Source organism: Streptomyces sp. NPDC041796, assembly GCF_055590785.1.
Window position 1 is genome coordinate 127297 of the sequence record NZ_JBVJAH010000003.1, and the last position, 19955, is coordinate 147251.

Here is a 19955-nt window from a genome sequence, read left to right on the forward strand (position 1 = left end):
AGATGGATCACGCGTCCTCCCCTTCTTGGTTCCGGGCCTGCGCCGGCAGCGCGGCCACGACGTCGTTCGTCCCGTCCTCGGTCTGTGCACCGAGCGTGTCCACCACCTCTTCGGTGGCGCCGCCGAGAACCTGCCGCTGGAGGCGTTCCATCGGCTTGGGATCGGTGCCGCCGATGACGGACGCGGAGTGGGCCGGGTCCGGCCGCGCTGCTGCCGGTGCCCGGGCCGGCTGCGCGGCCGGGGCGGGCAGCCGGAGGCGTACTGCCACCGGGCGATACTGGACACGATCCGCTACCTGATCGACAACGGCACCAAGTGGCGGGTTCGGCCAGCCAGCCCCGGCGACCAGCCGTTTCGCCTTCGAACACAGCGCGCCTCCGCCTCGGGCCGGCACCACGTCCGGCCGAACACTGACGGGCAACTCTTGACAGGCCAGCGGCCCTTGGCGGAGCCGGTACCGGTCCGCGAGGGCCTCGAGGATGCGCTCCAGTCCACCGACAGCACCTGGGCGCCGGCCGAGGTGACCCACTGCAGCAGAGCACCCAGCAGCTCGCCACCCCAGGCCGACAATCCATGACAAACAGCGTAGGCTGGTCATCGGATGGAGACCGAGTGGCTCGGCCCAGCGCTGGCTGCTCAGTAAGGCACAGGCCGTCCGCTCCAAGGCACCCCAAAGGCGATGTCTCCGCCGGGGGCAGGTGGTGCCCCGACCGTGCGTATGAGGGCCTCGAATCCGCTCCACTCGGCGCGCTGTTCATCCAAGAATCGGGTACGCGCTGTTCATCGTCGAGTCAGTCACCTCGTAAACCGCTCGCGGAACCGCCATACCTGTGAGTGCTCGCCAGCCAGCCCGGTTATCGAGAGGAAGGCCGGCGCCATGAATGCCAACTTCGCCAATTCCGAAGTGAACCACGCTTTGGCGGGTGGCACGCTCCTCCCCTTGTGGATCGTCCTGGGGTGCTTCGCTCTGATTGCCATCGGGTTGTTGTTGACCCGCTTCCATGCTCCGCGTGGTCACCGATGAGTCGCTTCATCTCGGCCGCTGCGATGCTGGTGGTCGTGGCGATCATCCTGATCACACATGGCGGCACCATGGCATCTGTCTACGGGACCGCCGTCTTTGCCTTGATGTTCGCCAAACTGGGGGCTTCTCTCGTCCGGCGGCCGAAGACAGCCGCAGCCCCTGAGGACCTGGCGAAGGTGAACGATCTGAAGGTCGGCGCTATCGTCACCGTCTACAACGAGGACCCTGAAGCGTTCAGCAGGTGTCTCGACAGCGTTCTGGAGCAGACCCGCCATCCGACCACACTGGTGGTTGTCGATGATGCCTCGACGGACTCTCGCGCGCTGGATCACGCGCTCTCGCCCGAGGTGGTCCAACGGTTCCGTGACGCGGAAATCGGCTACCAAGTGGTGGAATTTACTGAGAACAAGGGAAAACGCCAGGGATTGGCGGCCGGTTTCCGGCTTCACGCCGATACGGACATCTACCTCGGCATCGATTCGGACACCGTGCTGGACAAGTACGCCATCGAGCGGGGAATGCTTCCATTCGCCTCGGACAAGGTGAACGCCGTCACAGGACTGGTCCTGGCCCTCAATGCCCGCAAGAACGTTCTCACCCGGCTGATCGATCTTCGTTACGCGAATGCGTTCCTGTACGAGCGTGCCGCGTACAGTCTGCTGGGAGCGGTCCTGTGCTGTTGCGGGTCGCTTGCCTTCTACCGCGGAACCGTGGTGCGCGAGCACCTTCATGGCTTTCTCAACCAGCGGTTCCTGGGCAGGCTGTCCACCTTCGGCGACGACCGGCACATGACGAACTACTGCCTGCTGACCGGCAAGGCGGTCCTGCAGGCCAACGCGGTGGCCTGGACTCTCGTTCCTGAGAACGTCAGGCACTACCTGCGGCAGCAGGTGCGGTGGAACAAATCGTTCTTCCGTGAATCGCTGTGGATCATCCGGGTCGGACAGATCAGCAGGCCGGGATTCTGGCTGGCGATGCTGGAGTTGATTTCCTGGACCTGTTTCACAGGGCTGCTGATCTTCGCCATGGTCATGATGCTCATCAGTGCTCAGGGCGCCTTGCTGCTGGTGTACCTCATGCACGCGATGCTCCTCAGCTACGCCTGGTCGGCCAGATATCTGGAGTCCGGTGACCGTACCCGGATTCCCTGGACGGAACGGCTGGGGACCTTCTTGCTGGCCCCGCTGTACGGCCTGCTGCACATAGGTGTTCTGCTGTGGGTGCGGGTCTACTCCCTGTGCACCCTGCGCGACACCGCCTGGGGCACTCGCACAGGAGTGGAAGTCTCCCTGCCCGCCATGACCGGCCCGAGGGAGCCGCCTGGTAGCTCAGAGTGACGGGCGCCCGAGCGCCCTGTACGTCCATCCGGCTTCCCGCCAGCGCCCGGGATCCAGGCAATTGCGCCCGTCGAGGATCCGTTTGTGGCACACCCCATCAAGGGCCGCGGGTTCCATGTCCCGGAACTCCTGCCATTCGGTCAGATGAAGCACGACGTCCGCTTCATGAGCCGCATCCCGGGCCGAGTCCACGTAGTCGAGTGTCGGGAAGGTTCTCCGTGCGTTGTCGTTGGCTTTGGGGTCGTACACGGTGACCTGTCCGCCGTACAGCTGGATCTGAGCTGCGACATTCAGTGCCGGCGAATCCCTGACGTCGTCAGAGTTCGGCTTGAACGCGGCTCCGAGTACCGCCACCCGTTTACCGAGAAATTCGCCGCCGCAGTACTGGCGGGCCATGTCGACCATACGTGTCCGGCGGCGCATGTTGATCAAGTCGACCTCACGCAGGAAGGTGAGAGCCTGATCCGCACCCAACTCGCCCGCACGGGCCATGAAGGCGCGGATGTCCTTGGGAAGACAACCGCCTCCAAACCCAAGGCCGGCGTTGAGGAATTGTTTACCGATCCGCGTGTCGTGCCCCAGCGCCTCACTCAACTGCAGCACATCGGCGCCTGTGGCTTCGCACACCTCTGCCATGGCGTTGATGAAAGAGATTTTAGTGGCAAGGAAGGAATTCGCCGCGGCCTTGACCAGTTCGGCTGTGGCGAAATCCGTCACCAGAAAAGGCACTCCTTGGGAAATGGGTTTGGCGTAGACTGCCCGGAGGAGAGATTCGGCGCGCCGGCTGCGTACACCCACGACCAAGCGGTCCGGTCGCAGCGTGTCACCCACGGCGTGGCCCTCTCGCAGGAATTCGGGGTTCCAGGCAAGCTCCGCTTCCTGTCCCGCCGGTGCCAGCATCGCCAGGCGCTCGGCCAGCCGGGCGGCGCTTCCCGCCGGAACGGTCGACTTGCCGACTACCAGCGCCGGACGGCTCAGATGAGGAGAAAGCGCCTCGATGGCCGCCTCCACATGGCTCATGTCCGCGGCAAGCCCACTGTGACGCTGGGGCGTACTGACACACACGAAATGAACATCCGCACGTGCGGCAGCCGTCTCCCATGACGTCGTGAACCGCAGCAACCCGGTTGATCCAGGTTGCCCCACCACGTGCTTGGAAAGCAGCTCCTGCAGATCCGGCTCGTACACCGGCGCCCTGCCGGACGACAGCAGATCCACCTTCTCCTGATCAATATCGACCCCCACCACCTCGAAGCCCATCTCCGCCATGCACGCGGCATGAGTGGTCCCCAGATATCCTGTCCCGATCACCGAGATGCCGATGGCCATGCCTGTCACCTTCCAGCCTCGCCGGACCCGACAGAGAAACCCTTGCACGTAGGCGGCGTCTCCTCTCGACAGGCGGAAAGACGGAAGCCGCAGGCGGACATATGTCCGCCTGCGGCTGTGCGGAAAAAGAGCCAAGGTGAGACAGGCGATCGGGCGACTGAGGCCGTCCGCAGGTCGGCCCAGAACTTTGCTGAGGGCAACGGGTCAAACGCGCGCTTCAAGGGCTGCGGCCGTTTGGGGAAGCGCACTTCGACGCGGCGCGCATGGCGCGTTCGGGGCACCGGCATCAGCAGAGCGTGACTGGGCCAAGAGAGTGATACTGGGCGACACCGCCGCCGTTGCGGCAGCCGTTGGACGGGCGATATCCTGATAGCGCACGGAATGCGCGCCCGGTCTGCTGCCTTTGGTCAGCCGGAAGGCGCGGGGTCAACAGAGTCCCCCTTTGCCATGCGGCCGCCGATGCACCCACTGGGCCACCTGCCGTCGGTGGGCACTCGCCTTCCGCAGCTTTCCACGCGCGGTGCCCACTGTCTCCCTGGGCGACCATCTAGTTGCGATAGAGCACCAATAGGGCGTTGTGCCTTGATGCCCTGAGAATGCAGCCCCCATGAGTGAGAACATCACCGGCTGCGGTTCGAGGAGGAAGCGGTCACGATGAGTGGGTCCCGGTCGGGACCGATGGCCGGTCAGTGGTCGTCGCTCGCACGCCTGCGGAAGGCCGTCGGACCACGCCAGCTCGTCCGCCGGTCGTTCCTGGAACGGGAGCCGACGGTTATGGCCGAGCGCCCTGTCCCGGTGCAGACGCATCTCAGGTCGTTCCTCCCGCTCCCCGGCGGTGGCACCTTTCCGCCGTCATTGCGGCCTTCCTGGTCGCGCGGGAGGAGAACGCCTTCGTCGAGTTGACCGCAGGAGCCGTCAGATGACGCCGTCGTGCCACCCCGCTCCTCCGCCCGAGACTCCGCAGCAGCGCCTCCGGACCTCCGCCGCCTCCCACGACTGGTGGCGCAGCGCGGTCGTCTACCAGGTGTACATCCGCAGCTTCGCCGACGGAAACGGTGACGGCATCGGTGACATCACCGGGCTCCGGAACAGGCTCCCTTACCTCAAGGAATTGGGGGTCGACGCGCTGTGGCTCAACCCCTGGTATCCCTCGCCCATGGCCGACGGGGGCTACGACGTCGCGGACTACCGCTCCATCGATCCGGTCTTCGGCACGCTGGAAGAGGCCTCGAGCATGATGAAGGAGGCTCACGAGCTCGGACTCAAGGTCTTCCTCGACATCGTTCCCAACCACACGTCCGACCAGCATCACTGGTTCCACGAGGCACTGACCGCTGGACCGGGTTGCACCGCACGCGACCGGTACGTCTTCCGGACGGGGCGTGGCTCGGGGGGTGGCTTGCCGCCCAACAACTGGCGCAGTGGCTTCGGCGGGCCCGCCTGGGTCCGGGTGACCGAGCCCGACGGAACCCCCGGGCAGTGGTACCTCCATCTCTTCGCGCCGGAACAACCGGATCTCAACTGGGACAACGCCGAGGTACGCAGAGAGTTCGAGGCCGTCCTGCGGTTCTGGTTCGATCTCGGCGCGGACGGTATCCGCATCGACGTGGCCCACGGACTGGTCAAGGAGAAGGGTTTGCCCGACCTGGGCCACTCGGACATCGAGCGTATCGGGATGGCGGCCGACGGCGGGCACCCGCACTGGGACCGGGAAGGCGTTCACGTCATCTTTTGCGGCTGGCGCGCGGTCGCCAACTCCTACGACGACCCACGCGTATTCGTCGCCGAGGCGTGGATGGGTGCTCCGGACCGGCTGGCCCGCTACGTACGCCCCGACGAACTGCACACGGCCTTCAACTTCGACTACCTCACGGCGCCTTGGCGCGCGGACCGTCTGCGTGAGGCGATCGACACCAACCTCGAGGCTTTCGGCGCCGTCGGCGCACCCGCGACGTGGGTGCTGTCCAACCACGATGTGGCGCGACACGTCTCCCGCTACGGCAGGCCCCAGCCCGACGAGCCCGTACGGGCGCTGTCCGACTTCCTCAAGGACAAACCCTTCGACCTGGAACTCGGCACCAGACGGGCGCGAGCAGCCGCACTGCTGACTCTTGCCCTTCCCGGAGGGGCGTACATCTATCAGGGGGAGGAACTGGGTCTGTGGGAGATCGAGGATCTCCCCGAAGAACTTCTCCAGGACCCCACCTGGAAACGCTCGGGGGGGACCGACCGTGGCCGCGACGGCTGCCGGGTGCCCATGCCGTGGTCCGGCGATTGCCCGCCGTTCGGATACAGCCCCCCGGCGGCCACAGCAGAGCCCTGGCTGCCGCAGCCGACCGCGTGGAAGAGCCTGACCGTGCAGGCCCAGATGGGCGACGAGAAGTCCATGCTGGAGCTCTACCGCAAGGCTCTTCACCTCCGCCGTGCGCACCCCGCACTGGGCGACGGAACCATGACCTGGGACTCCACGGCCCAGGAGGAGGTCCTCTCCTTCACCCGAGAGCCGGGGTTCCGATGCGTGGTCAATCTGTCCGAGCATCAGATGGCCCTACCTGACCACACGGAGGTGATCCTCTCCAGCGCGCCGGTCCACGATGGCTGCCTACAAAGTGACACCGCTGTTTGGCTGACCGGATAACCGCCCATGAGCGTGACTGGCGGTTGTCTTTTCGATCTTGAGAGGTGCGCGTCGAACGGGAGTCCCGATCGAGCCTTCGGGGACGCTGGGCGCATGCCTGGTGGCGCCTTCTGAACAACTCGTAGCCGCCGACGCGCACGACCCGCCGGCCCCGGTCCGGACCGACGAACGCGGTCGGCGTGGCGCAGCTGCGGGCGGTGTTCGAGCCGCTGGGGACGCGTGTGGCCGTGCCGCTGAGCCGGGGGCTGCGGCTGTTCGCGGACCTCGGGTACGAACCGGTCGTTGTGGACATCGGGGAATTCGAAAAGCTCGAAGGGTGCGTGACCTGCATCTCCGTACGCCTCCGCGACCTCGGCACATAACGGAACGTAAGCCTCCATCCGAGTACCCGGGCTTGGCTCAGGCTTACGGCCCCCTTAACCTACGGTCTCGTAACCTACGAAGCCGTAAGTAATTCTCCCGTCCCCAGGAGCCCCCGTATGACCCTCACCTCTCCCCACCTCGGCAGTTCGGAAGCGTGGACCGACGCCCGGCTGCTGTACGCCCTGGAGGAGGTGGTCGAGAAGGAGCTCAACCGCCATCTCAAGGTCGTCAAGGACTGGATGCCGCACGAGTACGTCCCGTGGTCGGACGGCCGCAACTTCCCCGGTCTGTTCGAGGACGGCGAGGCCTGGGAGCCCGAGCAGTCCAAGGTCACCGACATCGGCAAGATCGCGCTCGTCGTCAACCTGCTGACCGAGGACAACCTGCCGAGCTACCACCACGAGATCGCCACGCTCTTCGGGCGGGACGGCGCCTGGGGCACCTGGGTGCACCGCTGGACCGCCGAGGAGGGCCGGCACGGCATCGTGATGCGCGACTACCTGCTCGCCTCTCGCGCCGTGGACCCGGACAAGCTGGAGCAGTTCCGGATGTCCCACATGAGCGAGGGCTTCGAGTCGGACAACCGCCACTCGATGCTGCACTCGGTCGCGTACGTCGCCTTCCAGGAGCTCGCGACCCGCATCTCGCACCGCAACACCGGCCACCAGTCGGGCGACCCGGTCTGCGACCGGATGCTGGCGCGCATCGCGACCGACGAGAACCTGCACATGGTCTTCTACCGCAATCTGCTGGGCGCGGCCTTCGAGCTCGCCCCGGACCTGACCATGCAGGCGGTCCGCGACGTGGTCGTGAACTTCCGCATGCCGGGGCACGGCATGCCGGGCTTCGAGCGGGCGGCGGCGCAGATGGCGATCGGTGAGATCTACAACCTGCGCATCCACCACGACGACGTCCTGCAGCCCGTCCTGCGCTTCCTGAAGGTCCTGGAGATCGACGGGCTCGGCCCGGAGGGCCTGAAGGCGCAGGAGGAGCTGGGCCTGTACATGGACGGGCTGGACTCGGAGGCGAGCAAGTTCGACGAAAAGCTCGCCGCCCGCAAGGCCCGCATGGCGGCCCGCGGCCGCTGACCCGCCGGGGCCGCGTTCCCCGACGGCGGGCGCCCCCTGACCGCCCCGCGCAGCGGGGCACGGGCGGGCTCGAAGCCCCGGTACGCACGGGAGCCCGGGGGAAGCGCACAGCGGCCCCCGGGACGCCGGACGCCCCGGCGCCATGACTGACGCCGGACGCCCGGGCACGGTGGCCGACGCCGACCGGATCGGGGCCGGGCCGACGCCGGCCGGGCCAGGCGCCGGACGTCGGACGCCCCGTACGCGGTGGCTGTCGCCGGCCCGACCAGTGGCAGGCCCGTACCGGGTGCCAGGCGACCCGGCGCGGTGGCCGGACGACCTGGCGCCGTGGCCGACGGAGGGCCCGTACCCGGCGGCTCCGGGCGGCAAGCGGGCCCGGGCGACGGGCGACGCGGTCGTGTGCGGGGCGGCCCGCCGCTGGAGGCGTGGGCTCCGGTTGGGCCGGGCGGGCCAGGCGCACAGGGCACTCACAGGGAACGCGCGAGCGCGTCGTACGCTGTGGCGCGTGAAGCCTGTGACCCGCCTTTTCCTGATCGGCGCTCCGATAGCCGTCGCCGCCGCCCTCGTCTTCGGCGGAGGCGACGGTTCCGTACGCCCCGCCGACGCCGTCGACGACAGCTCCGTCCCGCAGGCGCCCAGCACCACCGGGGCACCGAACCCGCTCAAGGCGGGCACGGCGGACGAGCAGAAGGCCCTGGAGGCGCGCATCGCCAAGATGCCGCCGGGGCTGGCCGCGCCCGACAAGAAGGAGCTCGCCGCCCAACTGGTGGCCAGCGCCGACAACTCGACGCTCGACTGGCGCGGTGAGTACGACGACATCGAGGACATCGGCGACGGCAACGGCTACACCGCCGGTGTCATCGGCTTCTGCTCCGGCACCAACGACATGCTGCAGCTCGTCGAGTACTACACCAAGCAGGACCCGGACAACCCGCTGGCCGCGTACCTCCCGGCGCTGCGCGAGGTCGACGGCACGGACTCGCACGAGGGCCTCGATCCCGGCTTCACCGGCGCCTGGAAGAAGGCCGCCGAGGACCCCGCCTTCCGCAAGGCACAGGACGTGATGCGCGACCGCATCTACTTCGACCCGGCCGTGCGGCTGGCGAAGATGGACGGCCTGTCGACGCTCGGCCAGTTCATCTACTACGACGCCATGGTGCTGCACGGCCCCGGCGTCGGCCCCGAGGAGTTCTACGGCATCCGGGCGGCTGCGATGAAGAAGGCCGAGACCGCTGCCGAGGGCGGCGACGAGAAGGCGTACCTCAACACCTTCCTGGACGAGAGCCGCGCCGTGATGAAGGCCCAGCGGACCGAGCGGGAGCGGGACACGTCCCGCATCGACACGGCTCAGCGCGTGTTCCTGCGGGACGGGAACATGGACCTCAAGGTTCCGCTGACGTGGCAGACCTACGGGGAGACGTTCCGGGTCACCACGCCGCCGGCCGGTAATCCTTGAGGAACACCCCGGCGACCGGCGCGCCCGCCTCGCCCCGCACGATCGGGTCGTAGACACGGGCGGCCCCGTCCACGACGTCCAGCGGGGTACGGGTGCCGACGGCGGCGATCCGCGCCTTGCGGGGTGCGGGGTTCTCGTCGGTGATCCAGCCGGTGTCGACACTGCACATATGGACCCCCTGTCCGGCGAGGTCCTCGGCGCTGGTGCGGGTGAGCATGTTCAGCGCGGCCTTGGCCATGTTGGTGTGCGGGTGGCCGGCCGTCTTGTTGCGTACGGTGAACCGCCCTTCCACCGCGCTCACGTTGACGATGTAACGGCTCGGGTGTGGGGACGCCAGCAGCAGGGGCAGCAGGCGGTCGCACAGGAGCGCGGGTGCGAGGGTGTTGACGAGCTGGGTCTCCAGCAGCTCGGCGGGGTCGAGTTGCCCGAGGCGGGCGGACCACGAGTTGTGCGGCGCGGGGTCGGGCAGCAGCCCGGCCTCGTCCGCTTCGCCGTCGAGGACGAGGGCGAGCGCACCGCTGCCCGTGGCCGGCAGGGCGGGGGCGTAGCCGGGGGCCGCGATGACGCCGACCGGCAGCTCGCCCCGCTCCCCCGCGTGGAGCGCGGCGTACGACTCGGGTGGGCGGCGTATCGTCTGGGCGGCGTTGTTGACGAGTATGTCCAGGGGCCGGCCCTCCGCGAGGAGTCGCTCGCACAGACCGAGGACCTGGCGCGGGTCGCGCAGGTCGATCGCGACGACCGTGAGCCGCTCCAGCCACCGTTCGCTGCCCTCGGCGGCGCGGAAGCGGCGCAGGGTGTCCTGGGGGAAGCGGCTGGTCACGAGGAGTTCGGCGCCGTCGCGGAGCATCATCAGCGCGAGCTGGAACCCTATCTTCACGCGCCCGCCGGTGAGCAGCGCACGGCGCCCCGTGAGGTCGGTGGACAGGGCGCGGCGCGTGGCGTTGTCCGCGGCGCAGGTGGGGCAGAGCCGGTGGTAGAACGCGTCGGCCTGCCGGTACGGAGCTTTGCAGACATAGCAGTGACGGGGCTTGAGGAACTCGCCGACGCTGCCCCGCCGGGTCGGCAGGGGGGCGTCCTCGCGCCGGTCGAGCGCACCGGTCGCGGTGGCGGCGCTGAGCAGGGCGTCGGCCTCGGAGCGCGCGCGCTGCCGGGCTTTGCGGCGCTTGTTGCGGCTCTCTCGTGCGAAGGAGGCGGCGAGTTCCTCGGCCCGCATCCGCAGCGGGTCCTCCAGCGGCAGGGCCCGTAGCCGCCCCACCGTACGGCCGAACGCGGCCAGTTCGTCGTCCGTCACTGCGCTGTGCTGGTGCTCCATGCGCATGTGATCTTAAGGGCGGGCCCGCTGGGCGGGCACCCCGTTATCCCTGTCCCCGGCGGATCAGCGCCCCTGCCGCCTGAGCGCGTACCGCTCCTTCTCGGACAGGCCGCCCCAGACGCCGAAGCGTTCGTCGTGGGTGAGGGCGTATTCGAGGCATGCCTCGCGGCCTTCGCAGGCCGCGCAGAGGCGCTTGGCCTCACGGGTGGAGGAGCCCGGGTCCGGGAAGAAGAAGTCCGGGCCCGTCTGGGCGCACAGGGCGGTCTCCTGCCAGGAGAGTTCGTGGTCGTGGGGAGCGGTGCGGTTGATCGGCATGCCGAACACGCTGCCCCGCTGCGATAAACGGGACGTCAACGAACGATCAACGGCGTGAGCGTTGGAGGTGCGCCGGTTCGCTCCGTAATCATGGGCCTGCGTGAGGTGATCGGGCAAGGAGTTCGGCCGGGGTGTCCCCCGGTGTTCTACGGCTGTGCCGGAGCGCTGGTGATGACCGCGAAGCGGGCGCCGTAGGGGTCGGACAGTTTGGCGAAGCGGCCGACGCCGCCCAGTTCGGTGGGGGCCAGGCGGACGGTCCCGCCGAGTTGTTCGGCCTTCGCGGCGGTCGTGTCGGCGTCGGGGACCTCGAAGTAGGGCGTCCAGTACGGGCCTTCGGCCGCCTCCACCGGGTCCGTGTCAAGGGGCACCACGCCGCCGAACGAAGAGTCGTCGCCACCGCCCGGTGGGGTGAGCAGGATGTACGTGCCGGTGCCGTCGGGCCACGGTACGGAGGACGACTCGATGCCGAGCACCGCGCCGTAGAAGGCCATGGCGGCGGCCGGGTCCCGGGTGTACAGCTCCGTCCAGCACAGGGTGTGGGGGTCGTTGACCACGTCCAGGCCCTTGTTGGCGCCGGGCTGCCAGACGGCGAAGCCGACGCCGGCCGGGTCGGCGAAGACCGCCATGCGGCCGAGGTCGAAGACGTCCATCGGCTCGAACAGCACGGTCCCGCCGGCGTCCCGTACGGCCGTCGCGGTGGCGTCGGCGTCGGGTGTGCGGAAGTAGACCATCCAGCCGGGCGGCGCCTGCTCGGGAGGGACCGTCATGCCACCCGCGACGGTCCTTTCGCCGAGCTGGAACGTTCCGTAGCCGCCGGCCTCGGGACCGGCGGACCGGAAGCGCCAGCCGAACAGGCCGCCGTAGAAGGATTCGGCGCCCTGGAGGTCGGGCGTGCCGAGGTCGAGCCAGTTCGGGGAGCCGGTGACGTAACGGGTGGTCAGCATGGGCCCGAGTCTGCTGGGCGCGACGGACCACCGCATCAGGAGTACGCCCGCACGTATGATCGGGCCATGACGAATCGGGCGTGATGACCGGAAAGGCTCATGCCGCGCAGGGCCCGCCTCCCCCGCCCCTCGGCGCACGCGCGCCGGTCCAATGCCTGGGCGGCGGTGTGTGGACGTCGCCCTACGGCGGAGCCCCGCTGCTGGAGGTCCGCGGCGACGACGTACGGGCGCGGACCGGCCCCGTCCGGGCCGCCGGCGGCCTCGCCGTCCGCCGTGATCGGGTCGTGTTCCATGGCGGGAACGGCAAGGCCGCGGAGCTGCTCACCCACTGCCGGCTGACACCGGACGCGGCGGAGCCGGTGTCCCGGGTACGGCTCCGCCGGGCGGACGGTGGGCCCCTCCTGCGCTGCCGGACGATCTGCCGGGGGCCCGCGCGTGTGCGTACGGCACGAGTCGGCCGTCGACTGGGAGGTCCTCGACATCGCGGCCTGACCGCACGACCGTGCGTTCAGTACGCTGGGTGGATGACGGACGGACGTGACGGACGTGTCGAGCGCGGCAACCAGACCCGGCGGCTGATCCTCGGCCGCACGGTGCACATCGCCTCGGTGGAGGGGCTGGAGGGTCTCTCCCTGGGACGTATCGCCACGGAGCTGAAGCTGAGCAAGAGCGGTGTGTTCGCGCTGTTCGGCTCCAAGGAGGAGCTCCAGCTGGCGACGGTACGGGCGGCGGTCGCCATGTACGTGGAGCGGGTGATCACCCCTGTGCTGGACCTGCTGCCCGGGCCGGGACGCGTGTGGGCGCTGTGCGAGAACTGGCTCGGGTACTCCCGGGAGCGGGTGTTCGCGGGCGGGTGCTTCTTCTACGGCGTGGCGGCGGAGTTCGACGCCCGCGGCGGCCCGGTGCGGGAGGCCATCGCGAAGGCGCGCCACGACTGGGTGGCGTACGTGGAGCGGACCTTGGACGAGGCCCGTGCGGCGGGTGGCTTCGCCGCCGGGATGGACGAGCGCCAGCTCGCGTTCGAGCTCATCGCGTTGATGGAGGCGGCGAACGCCCAGTCGGTGCTGCACGACGACGACGCGGCGTACGCCTTGGCCGCGAAGGGCATCCTGAGCCGGTTGCGGGCCGAGGCGACGGACCCGGGGGCGTTGCCCCGGCGGCCGTAGCCGTACGGGCCCCGGGTGGGCCCGCTCGGCGCCGCCCTGGGGCAGGACCGGGGTCGGACCGCCTGTGCCGCGGGGCTCGCGGACGACCGGAGCCGACGTGCCGTGTCAGGACAGGGCGTCGGCGGTGACCACGAAGTCCACGGTCCGCGCGACGACGTCCGGGTCGCCGAGGATGCGCCGGTGGCCGAGGCCCCGGGTGACGACGAGCCGGGCGCGGTCGCCGTGGACGGTGGCGGCGAGCCGGGACTGGGCCACGGGAGACATGTCGTCGTCCTCGTCGTGGAACAGCAGTACGGGCACGGCCAGGCGCTCGGGCCGGTAGGCGACGGTCAGGCGCTCCCATATGCCGGGCTCGTCGGGGAAGAGGCTGCGCTCGACGTGGCCGCGTATGTCCTGCTTGAGCCGCTCGCGCAGGCCGAGGCGCGTGCAGAACGCGTCGAGGAGGTGGTCGAATTCGGTGACGCCTCCGATGCCGACGACCCGGTGCGCCACGACACCGTGGTGCAGCGCGAAGAATGACGCCAGTACTCCGAAGGAGTGCGCGATGACGGCGTCGAAGTCACCGTGCTCGGCGTGCAGCCGCCCGATGATCTCGCGGTAGTCGCGGATGCTGCTCGCACGGCCCTCCGAGTCGCCGTGCCCGGGGGCGTCGAAGGTGACGGGACTGTACCCCTTGTCGCAGAGCGCGGTGATGAACGCGCTGAACCGGGAGCTCCGCGACGACCAGCCGTGGACCACGAGCACCGGCCGGGCGCCGTCGCCCCACGTGTACGTGACGACCTTCCGGCCGTTCACCCGCAGCGCGCCGATTCGGGCCCGGTCCAGCAGTGCGCGCTCGGCCGGCCGGACGCGGCTGCGCCCCAGGGGCCGGACGAAAGCGGCGAAGGCGGCACGGCCGGCGAGGCGCGGCGCGATGCGGGAGGTGGTGTTGAGGGCGGTGTGAAGGAGTGGAGCCATGGGATGCATGCCGGGTCTCCTCGGTGGGCCGGGTGAGACCCATAATTTAGCACGATCGTTCGTATAGTTTTAGAGGGGTGGATGAGCCCCGCCCCGACGCCGGGGGGCGGGACTCGGCGAGCACGGCCGACCGCTCAGTGGGCGTGCGTACCGCCGGCGCCGGCCGTCGGGTGATGCGGCTCGTGGCCGGGGATCGTGCCGTCCGGCTTGGCGACGAGGAAGAGACCGGCCATGCCCATGTCCGAGTGGCTCTGGACATGGCAGTGGTACATCCAGGCGCCCGCGCCCACGTGCTCGCCCGCGATGACCTGGAAGCCGAACGAGTCGGCGGGGCCGGTGATCTTGTTGTCGACGACGCGGCTGGGATCGTCCGGGCCCGTGAGCAGGCCGGTGCGGTTGTCCGCCCACCGATGACCGTGGATGTGGAAGGTGTGGTAGTACTCGCCGTGGGTGATCATGATGATCTCGACGCGGTCGCCCACCGTGGCCCGGAAGTCGGGGCTCTGGTGACCGGGCCTGTTGTTGATCGTCATGTCGTTGAAGACGATCGTGAACTGCTTGTCCGGCAGGATGTCGCCCTTGCGCCGCACGACGACCGGCCCGTAGAGCCCCTTGCGGATGCCGCCCGTGCCGTGGTCGGTGCCCACGACGTGGTCGTGGTAGTGCCAGTAGCCGGCGCTGCCGGGGCGCCAGGTGCCGTCCTTGCGGCGGCCGGGGGCGTGGGTGCGCCAGGTGTAGGTGCGGGTGCGGCCGGGCTCCACATGACTGCGGTTCATCTTCGTGCCGTCGCTGGCGATGTCGTAGTCCACGCCGTGGACGTGAAGGCTCGCCGGGACGTCCATGGTGTTCTCGAACTCGATGTGGAGGGTGTCCCCTTCGTTCAGTTCGATCAGGGGGCCGGGGATGGTCGCCTTGCCCTTCTCCAGGCCGTATCCCATCTGACCGTCCGCCAGTTTCTCGGCGTACAGCTTGAGATGGCGCACCTGACCGCCCGCGGGGGCCGTGGGCGGCGGCGTCTCGGCCGACACCGCGTCGGACGCGGAGGCGAGGGACAACGATGTCACGCCGGTCGCGGCAACCGCTCCCCCAGCCAGCAGGCGCCGGTTGAAGCTCCGTCTGTCCATGCCGAACTCCCCAGTGCGGTGCGGAGGATGACGGGGCGGAGGCGCCCCCGGGACGGGCACACCGTAGCCGGGCGGGCCGGGGTTTATCCACAGCCAGGACAAAGTTCGCGCAATTGGTGCCAAGCTATTGGCGTGTTGCGGAAAGAGGTCTAGCTTCATCGTCGTTTGCTGTGACCACAGAGGGGTGGGTGAACACATGCACCGTGCACCACATCACCGGTCAAGATCCCGCCGCGGAGCGGCTGCCGCACTGGCCGCCGGCGCCCTGGCGGCCTCCCTGCTCAGCGGTACGGCGGCCACCGCCGAACCCAATCCCGGCGAGCCCGGCCCGAGTCGGACAACGTTGTCGATCCCTTCGCCGCCCGGCGGGGCCGATGTGCGGGTGCTGGTCTTCCACGCCTCGGCGACGGCCGAATCCCCGACCGTCGACGCCGGTATCGCGGCCATCGAGTCCCTCGGCCGATCCGGCCCCGCCGCCCAGCAGTTCCGCACCGAGGCGACGGACGACGCCTCGGTCTTCACCAACGCCCGCAGGCTCGGCCGGTACAACGCGGTGGTGTTCCTGACCGGCGGCGGCGATGTGCTCGACCCCGAACAGGAGGCGGGCCTGGAGGCGTACATGGAAGCCGGCGGCGGCTTCCTCGGCATCCACGACGCGGCGCGCACCGAGCCGTATTCGGACTGGTTCACCGGCCTGGTCGGCGCCCGGCCCGCCACGGCCGGCCCCACCACCGTCCAGCGCGCGACCGTCGAGGTGGGCGACCGGCAGCATCCGGCCACCAGGCTGCTTCCGTTGAACTGGAAGCGTCCGGACAAGTGGCTCAACTGGGCGGTCAACCCGTCGGGCACCGTCCACACGGTCGCCCGCGTCAAGGAGAGCACGTACCAGCCGGGCGCCGGCGCCAACGGCTGGGACCACCCGGTCTCCTGGTGCCGTGACTACGACGGCGGCCGCTCCTTCTACACCGGCATGGGCGGCACGGTCGACTCGTTCGCCGAGACCGACTTCCGAGACCACCTGCGCGGCGCATTGCTGTGGACGACCCGGCTCTCCCGCGCCGACTGCAAGGCCACCATCGACGCCCACTACACCGCGGAGCGGGTGACCCAGCCCAACCAGCCGGGTCGCAACGACCAGATCGGCGAGCCGCACGGCCTGGTCGCAGCCCCGGACGGCCGCATCCTCTACATCGGGCGCGGCGGCGCCGACTCCTCCCAGCCCGTGGTCACCGACTGGAACAACCCGGACATCGGCAAGGGCCGGGGCGAGATCCACGTCTACGACCCCAGGACGAAGAGGGTGCGGCTCGCGGGCGCGCTCACGGTCTTCGGCAACAAGGGCGGTGGCGACGAGCTCACCAAGAACGAGGAGGGGCTCCTCGGTATCGAGCTCGACCCGGACTTCATGACCAACGGCTGGGTGTACCTGCACTACACCCCCCACTCCCGGATCAACCGCGACACCCGTATGGCGGAGCGGTACGTCTCCCGCTTCACCCTCGACCTCGCGACCGACAAGCTGGACCCGGCGAGCGAGAAGGTGCTGCTGAAGTGGCCGGTGCAGATCCACAGTTGCTGTCACGCCGGCGGCGGCATGGCCTGGGACTCCAAGGAGAACCTGTACATCGCCACCGGTGACAACAACTCCAGCGGCTTCAGCTCCGGGTACTCCGGCAACAACCCGGAGCCGGACTTCAAGGGCGTCTCGTTCGCGGACGCGCGCCGCACCTCGGGCAACACCAACAACCTCAACGGCAAGATCCTCCGCATCCACCCCGAGGACGACGGGACGTACACGATCCCCGAGGGCAACCTCTTCACCGGCAGGGAGCCGGACGAGGGGGGTGGCAAGACGCGCGGCGAGATCTATGTGATGGGCGTGCGGAACCCGGCGCGGATCTTCGTCGACAAGCAGACGGACGTCCTGTACGCGGGGTGGGTCGGTCCCGACGCCGGTGCCCCGTCCACCACCTGGGGTCCGGCCAAGTACGACACGTTCGCCGCGATCACCAAGGCGGGCAACCACGGCTGGCCGTATTGCATGGGCAACAACCAGCCGTACCGGGACCGCAATCTTCCCGACCCGAGCAAGCCGCTCGGCTGGTACGACTGCGCCAGGCCGAAGAACGAGTCACCGAACAACGACGGTCTGGTGAACCTGCCGCCGGTCACGCCGAACACCATCTGGTACTCGCCGCAGGGCGGCGGCGTGGACTACCCGCGCGACGCGAACGGCGTGCCCAGCTACCGGACGGAGGAGCAGAAGCTGCTGCTGCCGTGGCTCAAGGGCGGTGGCCAGGCCACCATGAACGGCCCGGTGTACCGCTACGACGCGGCGTCGGACAGCACGGTCAAGTGGCCGTCGTACTGGGACGGCAAGTGGTTCGTCGGTGACTTCTACGACGGGGACCAGCCGCGGCACGCCGTGCTGACCGATCCGAGGACGGTCGGCAAGGGTGGTCTGCCGGTGCACGCCGAGTCACTGAAGAAGATCATCCCGGTCGGGGCGAACGGCATCCGCAACCTGATGGACTGGAAGTTCGCCCCCGACGGATCCCTGTACGTCCTGGACTACGGGCGTGGCTTCTTCACCTCCGACTCCAAGTCCGCGCTGTGGCGTGTGACGTACAAGGGTGGCGGGCCGACCCCCGCCGCCGACGGTCTCGCGAGGAAGGCGGCCACGCAGTGAGACACCGCTCCCTACGGCTGTGGACGGCCCTGACCGGGGCGCTGCTCATGGTTCTCGGGCTGACGTCCACCGCCGCGCACGGGCGGCCCGACAACGGGCCGGCGGCCGCGGCGGAACAGGTGCTGACCTGGACCGCCGGTGACCCCATCGACCGCTATCCGACCTTCCCGGCCACGGCGGTGGCGGGCCCCACGACGATCGTCTTCGAGAACAGCGTGGCCACCGGGAACACCACCGGGATGCCGCACACCCTGACGTTCGACGTCTCCGACCCGGAGTACAACAACGACGTCCCGCTGAACATCCTGGCCAACCCCAACGACGACCGGGGTGGCAAGCACACCGCCCAGGTCACACTGACGCCCGGCCGGTACCGCTTCCACTGCACGATCCCCGGCCACGGCTCGATGCAGGGCATCCTCACCGTGACGGACGCGAGCGGCGGCGAGGACACCACCGCGCCCGAGACGTCCGTGAAGGTCGAGGGCGAGCGGAACGCGGACGGCGCGTACATCGGCCACGCCAACGTCACGGTCTCGGCGACCGACACCGGCGGCTCGGGCGTGGACCGGATCGAGTACGCGGTCGGCGCGGCCGGTGCGTGGCAGGCGTACACCGCTCCGGTGATGGTCCACGAGGTGGGCACCCACAAGATCCGCCACCGGGCGACCGACAAGGCGGGCAACACGTCGGCCGAGAAGGCCGTGGACTTCACCGTCGTGGCTCCGCCGACCGACGACCGGACCCCGCCGGAGACCTCGGCGACCGTCAGCGGCGAGAAGAACGAGCAGGGCCAGTACCTGGACATGGCGACGGTCACCGTCACCGCGTCCGACACCGGCTCCGGGGTGAACACCATCGAGTACGCGCTGGGGGCCGACGGCGTCTGGCAGTCCTACACCGCCCCGGTGATGGTCCACCAGGCCGGCACCCACACGGTCCGCTACCGGGCCACGGACCGGGCCGGGAACGTGGCGGGCGAGAAGTCGGTGCGGTTCACGGTCGTCACCCCGCCCACCCGGGACACGACGCCACCGGTGACGACGGCGTCGGTCACCGGGAGCAGGAACTCGGACGGCGCGTTCATCACCAGCGCCACGGTGACGGTCACCGCGACCGACACCGGCGGTTCCGGTGTGGACAAGGTCGAGTACTCCCTCGACGGCGGGCCGTACCTGGCGTACACGGCGCCGGTCGTGGTGGACCGCGTGGGCCACCACACGGTGCTGCACCGGGCCACCGACAAGGCCGGTAACACGTCGGGGGCCGGGCGGGTCACCTTCGACATCGCCGAGGGCGGCGGTGTCCCGGCGCCCCACTGCCCCGAGTACGACGAGCGGCTCACCGTCATCGTCGGCACCGTCGACAGCGGCGTACCGAACCGGATGACACGCAGCCGGTGCACCGTCAACGAGCTGATCGAGGACGAGAAGGACTGGTCGTCGCACGCGCTGTTCCTCAAGCACGTGGACGCGGTCCTCGACAGGCTGCTCGCCGACGGGGTCGTCGATGCCCGCGAGCACCGGACGGTCTACCGGGCGGCCAAGGAGTCCGGCATCGGCAAGCCCGGCCGGACCGGCGGGTACCGCACGCTGTTCGACGGTTCGGCGGAGACCTTCGCCGCGTGGCAGCACGTCGGCGGCGGGAAGTTCGCCCTGAACGGCGACGGCTCGATGACCAGCAGCACCACGGTCCCGGGCATGGGCATGCTCTGGTTCCCGCAGCGGCGGTACGGGGACTTCTCGCTGAAGCTCCAGTGGCGCGACGACGCCCCGGGCGCGGGTAACGCCAACTCCGGTGTCTTCGTCCGCTTCCCGCACGTCCACGACCACCCGGAGGAGCCACGGCCGGAGTGGGTCGCCATCAAGTTCGGGCACGAGGTCCAGATCCTGGACCGGCCGGACGGCGACATGTACAAGACCGGCTCGGTCTACGGCTTCGACCGGGTCGGCCTCGGTGGCGCGGGCGTCACTCCCAAGGGCACCTGGAACGACTACGAGATCCGGGTGGAGGGCCAGCACTACTCGGTCTTCCGCAACGGTGTCCTGATCAATGAGTTCGACAACAACGGCGGCCAGGAGTTCTCCCCGCCGCGCGCCGACGACCCGGGTACCGACGGCCGGCGGTACGCCACCGGCTACATAGGGCTCCAGGTGCACGGCACGACGGATGTGATCTCCTACCGCGACATCCGGATCAAGGAGCTCTGACAG

General features: G+C 69.3%; 14 protein-coding genes and 1 pseudogene. 8 read left to right on the forward strand and 7 right to left on the reverse strand.

All coding sequences use genetic code 11. The features are described 5' to 3' along the window. Positions 1–7: 7 nt before the first annotated feature. On the reverse strand, positions 8–268 hold the full coding sequence (locus tag ACZ6C1_RS06770) for a hypothetical protein (RefSeq protein WP_469238380.1): 261 nt from the start codon (positions 266–268) through the stop codon (positions 8–10). Between the two features lie 791 nt (positions 269–1059). Between ACZ6C1_RS06770 and ACZ6C1_RS06775 the strand changes: the two genes are divergently transcribed. Next, complete coding sequence (locus ACZ6C1_RS06775; RefSeq protein ID WP_469238382.1) at positions 1060–2361, forward strand: glycosyltransferase; 1302 nt, start codon at positions 1060–1062, stop codon at positions 2359–2361. On the opposite strand, the gene ACZ6C1_RS06780 is transcribed toward ACZ6C1_RS06775, so the two are convergent. Then, complete coding sequence (locus ACZ6C1_RS06780; RefSeq protein ID WP_469238384.1) at positions 2353–3690, reverse strand: UDP-glucose dehydrogenase family protein; 1338 nt, start codon at positions 3688–3690, stop codon at positions 2353–2355. The genes ACZ6C1_RS06775 and ACZ6C1_RS06780 overlap by 9 nt on opposite strands. Positions 3691–4609: 919 nt before the next feature. Here ACZ6C1_RS06780 and ACZ6C1_RS06785 point away from each other — a divergent pair. The 4 genes and pseudogenes from ACZ6C1_RS06785 (at position 4610) to ACZ6C1_RS06800 (ending at position 9235) form a co-directional block, all read left to right on the forward strand. Beyond that, the gene (locus ACZ6C1_RS06785) at positions 4610–6328 is read left to right on the forward strand and encodes a glycoside hydrolase family 13 protein (protein ID WP_469238385.1); all 1719 of its coding nucleotides are present in this window, start codon (positions 4610–4612) and stop codon (positions 6326–6328) included. A gap of 251 nt (positions 6329–6579) precedes the next feature. Further along, positions 6580–6690, forward strand: a pseudogene (locus tag ACZ6C1_RS06790) (N(G),N(G)-dimethylarginine dimethylaminohydrolase); the annotation flags it as partial. A 117-nt stretch (positions 6691–6807) separates the two neighbouring features. Continuing rightward, positions 6808–7779, forward strand: a complete 972-nt coding sequence (locus ACZ6C1_RS06795; protein WP_469238387.1) for an acyl-ACP desaturase — start codon at positions 6808–6810, stop codon at positions 7777–7779. Between the two features lie 514 nt (positions 7780–8293). Beyond that, on the forward strand, positions 8294–9235 hold the full coding sequence (locus tag ACZ6C1_RS06800) for a chitosanase (RefSeq protein ID WP_469239063.1): 942 nt from the start codon (positions 8294–8296) through the stop codon (positions 9233–9235). Here ACZ6C1_RS06800 and ACZ6C1_RS06805 read toward each other — a convergent pair. From ACZ6C1_RS06805 to ACZ6C1_RS06815, 3 genes are all read right to left on the reverse strand, one after another. Then, positions 9207–10547 carry an SDR family NAD(P)-dependent oxidoreductase gene (locus tag ACZ6C1_RS06805; protein ID WP_469238398.1) on the reverse strand — a complete coding sequence of 447 codons (1341 nt, stop codon included), beginning with the start codon at positions 10545–10547 and terminating at the stop codon, positions 9207–9209. The two genes, ACZ6C1_RS06800 and ACZ6C1_RS06805, sit on opposite strands and share 29 nt — an antisense overlap. Positions 10548–10610: 63 nt before the next feature. Then, positions 10611–10862, reverse strand: a complete 252-nt coding sequence (locus ACZ6C1_RS06810) for a WhiB family transcriptional regulator (RefSeq protein ID WP_469238441.1) — start codon at positions 10860–10862, stop codon at positions 10611–10613. A gap of 146 nt (positions 10863–11008) precedes the next feature. Further along, positions 11009–11806: a VOC family protein gene (locus ACZ6C1_RS06815; protein ID WP_469238526.1), complete on the reverse strand. Its 798-nt coding sequence runs from the start codon at positions 11804–11806 to the stop codon at positions 11009–11011. A 524-nt stretch (positions 11807–12330) separates the two neighbouring features. Between ACZ6C1_RS06815 and ACZ6C1_RS06820 the strand changes: the two genes are divergently transcribed. Then, a complete protein-coding gene (locus ACZ6C1_RS06820; protein ID WP_469238529.1) occupies positions 12331–12972 on the forward strand; it encodes a TetR/AcrR family transcriptional regulator in 642 nt (213 codons plus the stop codon). 105 nt (positions 12973–13077) lie between these two features. Here the strand turns inward: ACZ6C1_RS06820 and ACZ6C1_RS06825 are convergent, their stop codons facing one another. Both ACZ6C1_RS06825 and ACZ6C1_RS06830 read right to left on the reverse strand, forming a co-directional pair. Then, complete coding sequence (locus tag ACZ6C1_RS06825) at positions 13078–13929, reverse strand: alpha/beta fold hydrolase (RefSeq protein WP_469238531.1); 852 nt, start codon at positions 13927–13929, stop codon at positions 13078–13080. Positions 13930–14063: 134 nt separating this feature from the next. Then, positions 14064–15053 (reverse strand): multicopper oxidase domain-containing protein, encoded by a 990-nt coding sequence (locus ACZ6C1_RS06830; RefSeq protein WP_469238532.1) that lies wholly within the window; start codon positions 15051–15053, stop codon positions 14064–14066. A gap of 196 nt (positions 15054–15249) precedes the next feature. Here ACZ6C1_RS06830 and ACZ6C1_RS06835 point away from each other — a divergent pair, with 196 nt between their 5' ends. Continuing rightward, positions 15250–17742, forward strand: a complete 2493-nt coding sequence (locus ACZ6C1_RS06835; RefSeq protein WP_469238533.1) for a ThuA domain-containing protein — start codon at positions 15250–15252, stop codon at positions 17740–17742. A 47-nt stretch (positions 17743–17789) separates the two neighbouring features. Continuing rightward, the gene (locus ACZ6C1_RS06840) at positions 17790–19952 is read left to right on the forward strand and encodes an OmpL47-type beta-barrel domain-containing protein (protein ID WP_469239065.1); all 2163 of its coding nucleotides are present in this window, start codon (positions 17790–17792) and stop codon (positions 19950–19952) included. Positions 19953–19955 lie beyond the last annotated feature (3 nt).

What these genes read in the sequence shown, in the direction of transcription:
- ACZ6C1_RS06780 (WP_469238384.1), bottom strand. Translation starts at nt 3,690, where the DNA reads ATGGCCATCGGCATCTCGGTGATCGGGACAGGATATCTGGGGACCACT.
- ACZ6C1_RS06785 (WP_469238385.1), top strand. Translation starts at nt 4,610, where the DNA reads ATGACGCCGTCGTGCCACCCCGCTCCTCCGCCCGAGACTCCGCAGCAG.
- ACZ6C1_RS06795 (WP_469238387.1), top strand. Translation starts at nt 6,808, where the DNA reads ATGACCCTCACCTCTCCCCACCTCGGCAGTTCGGAAGCGTGGACCGAC.
- ACZ6C1_RS06805 (WP_469238398.1), bottom strand. Translation starts at nt 10,547, where the DNA reads ATGGAGCACCAGCACAGCGCAGTGACGGACGACGAACTGGCCGCGTTC.
- ACZ6C1_RS06810 (WP_469238441.1), bottom strand. Translation starts at nt 10,862, where the DNA reads ATGCCGATCAACCGCACCGCTCCCCACGACCACGAACTCTCCTGGCAG.
- ACZ6C1_RS06815 (WP_469238526.1), bottom strand. Translation starts at nt 11,806, where the DNA reads ATGCTGACCACCCGTTACGTCACCGGCTCCCCGAACTGGCTCGACCTC.
- ACZ6C1_RS06820 (WP_469238529.1), top strand. Translation starts at nt 12,331, where the DNA reads ATGACGGACGGACGTGACGGACGTGTCGAGCGCGGCAACCAGACCCGG.
- ACZ6C1_RS06825 (WP_469238531.1), bottom strand. Translation starts at nt 13,929, where the DNA reads ATGGCTCCACTCCTTCACACCGCCCTCAACACCACCTCCCGCATCGCG.
- ACZ6C1_RS06830 (WP_469238532.1), bottom strand. Translation starts at nt 15,053, where the DNA reads ATGGACAGACGGAGCTTCAACCGGCGCCTGCTGGCTGGGGGAGCGGTT.
- ACZ6C1_RS06835 (WP_469238533.1), top strand. Translation starts at nt 15,250, where the DNA reads ATGCACCGTGCACCACATCACCGGTCAAGATCCCGCCGCGGAGCGGCT.
- ACZ6C1_RS06840 (WP_469239065.1), top strand. Translation starts at nt 17,790, where the DNA reads ATGGTTCTCGGGCTGACGTCCACCGCCGCGCACGGGCGGCCCGACAAC.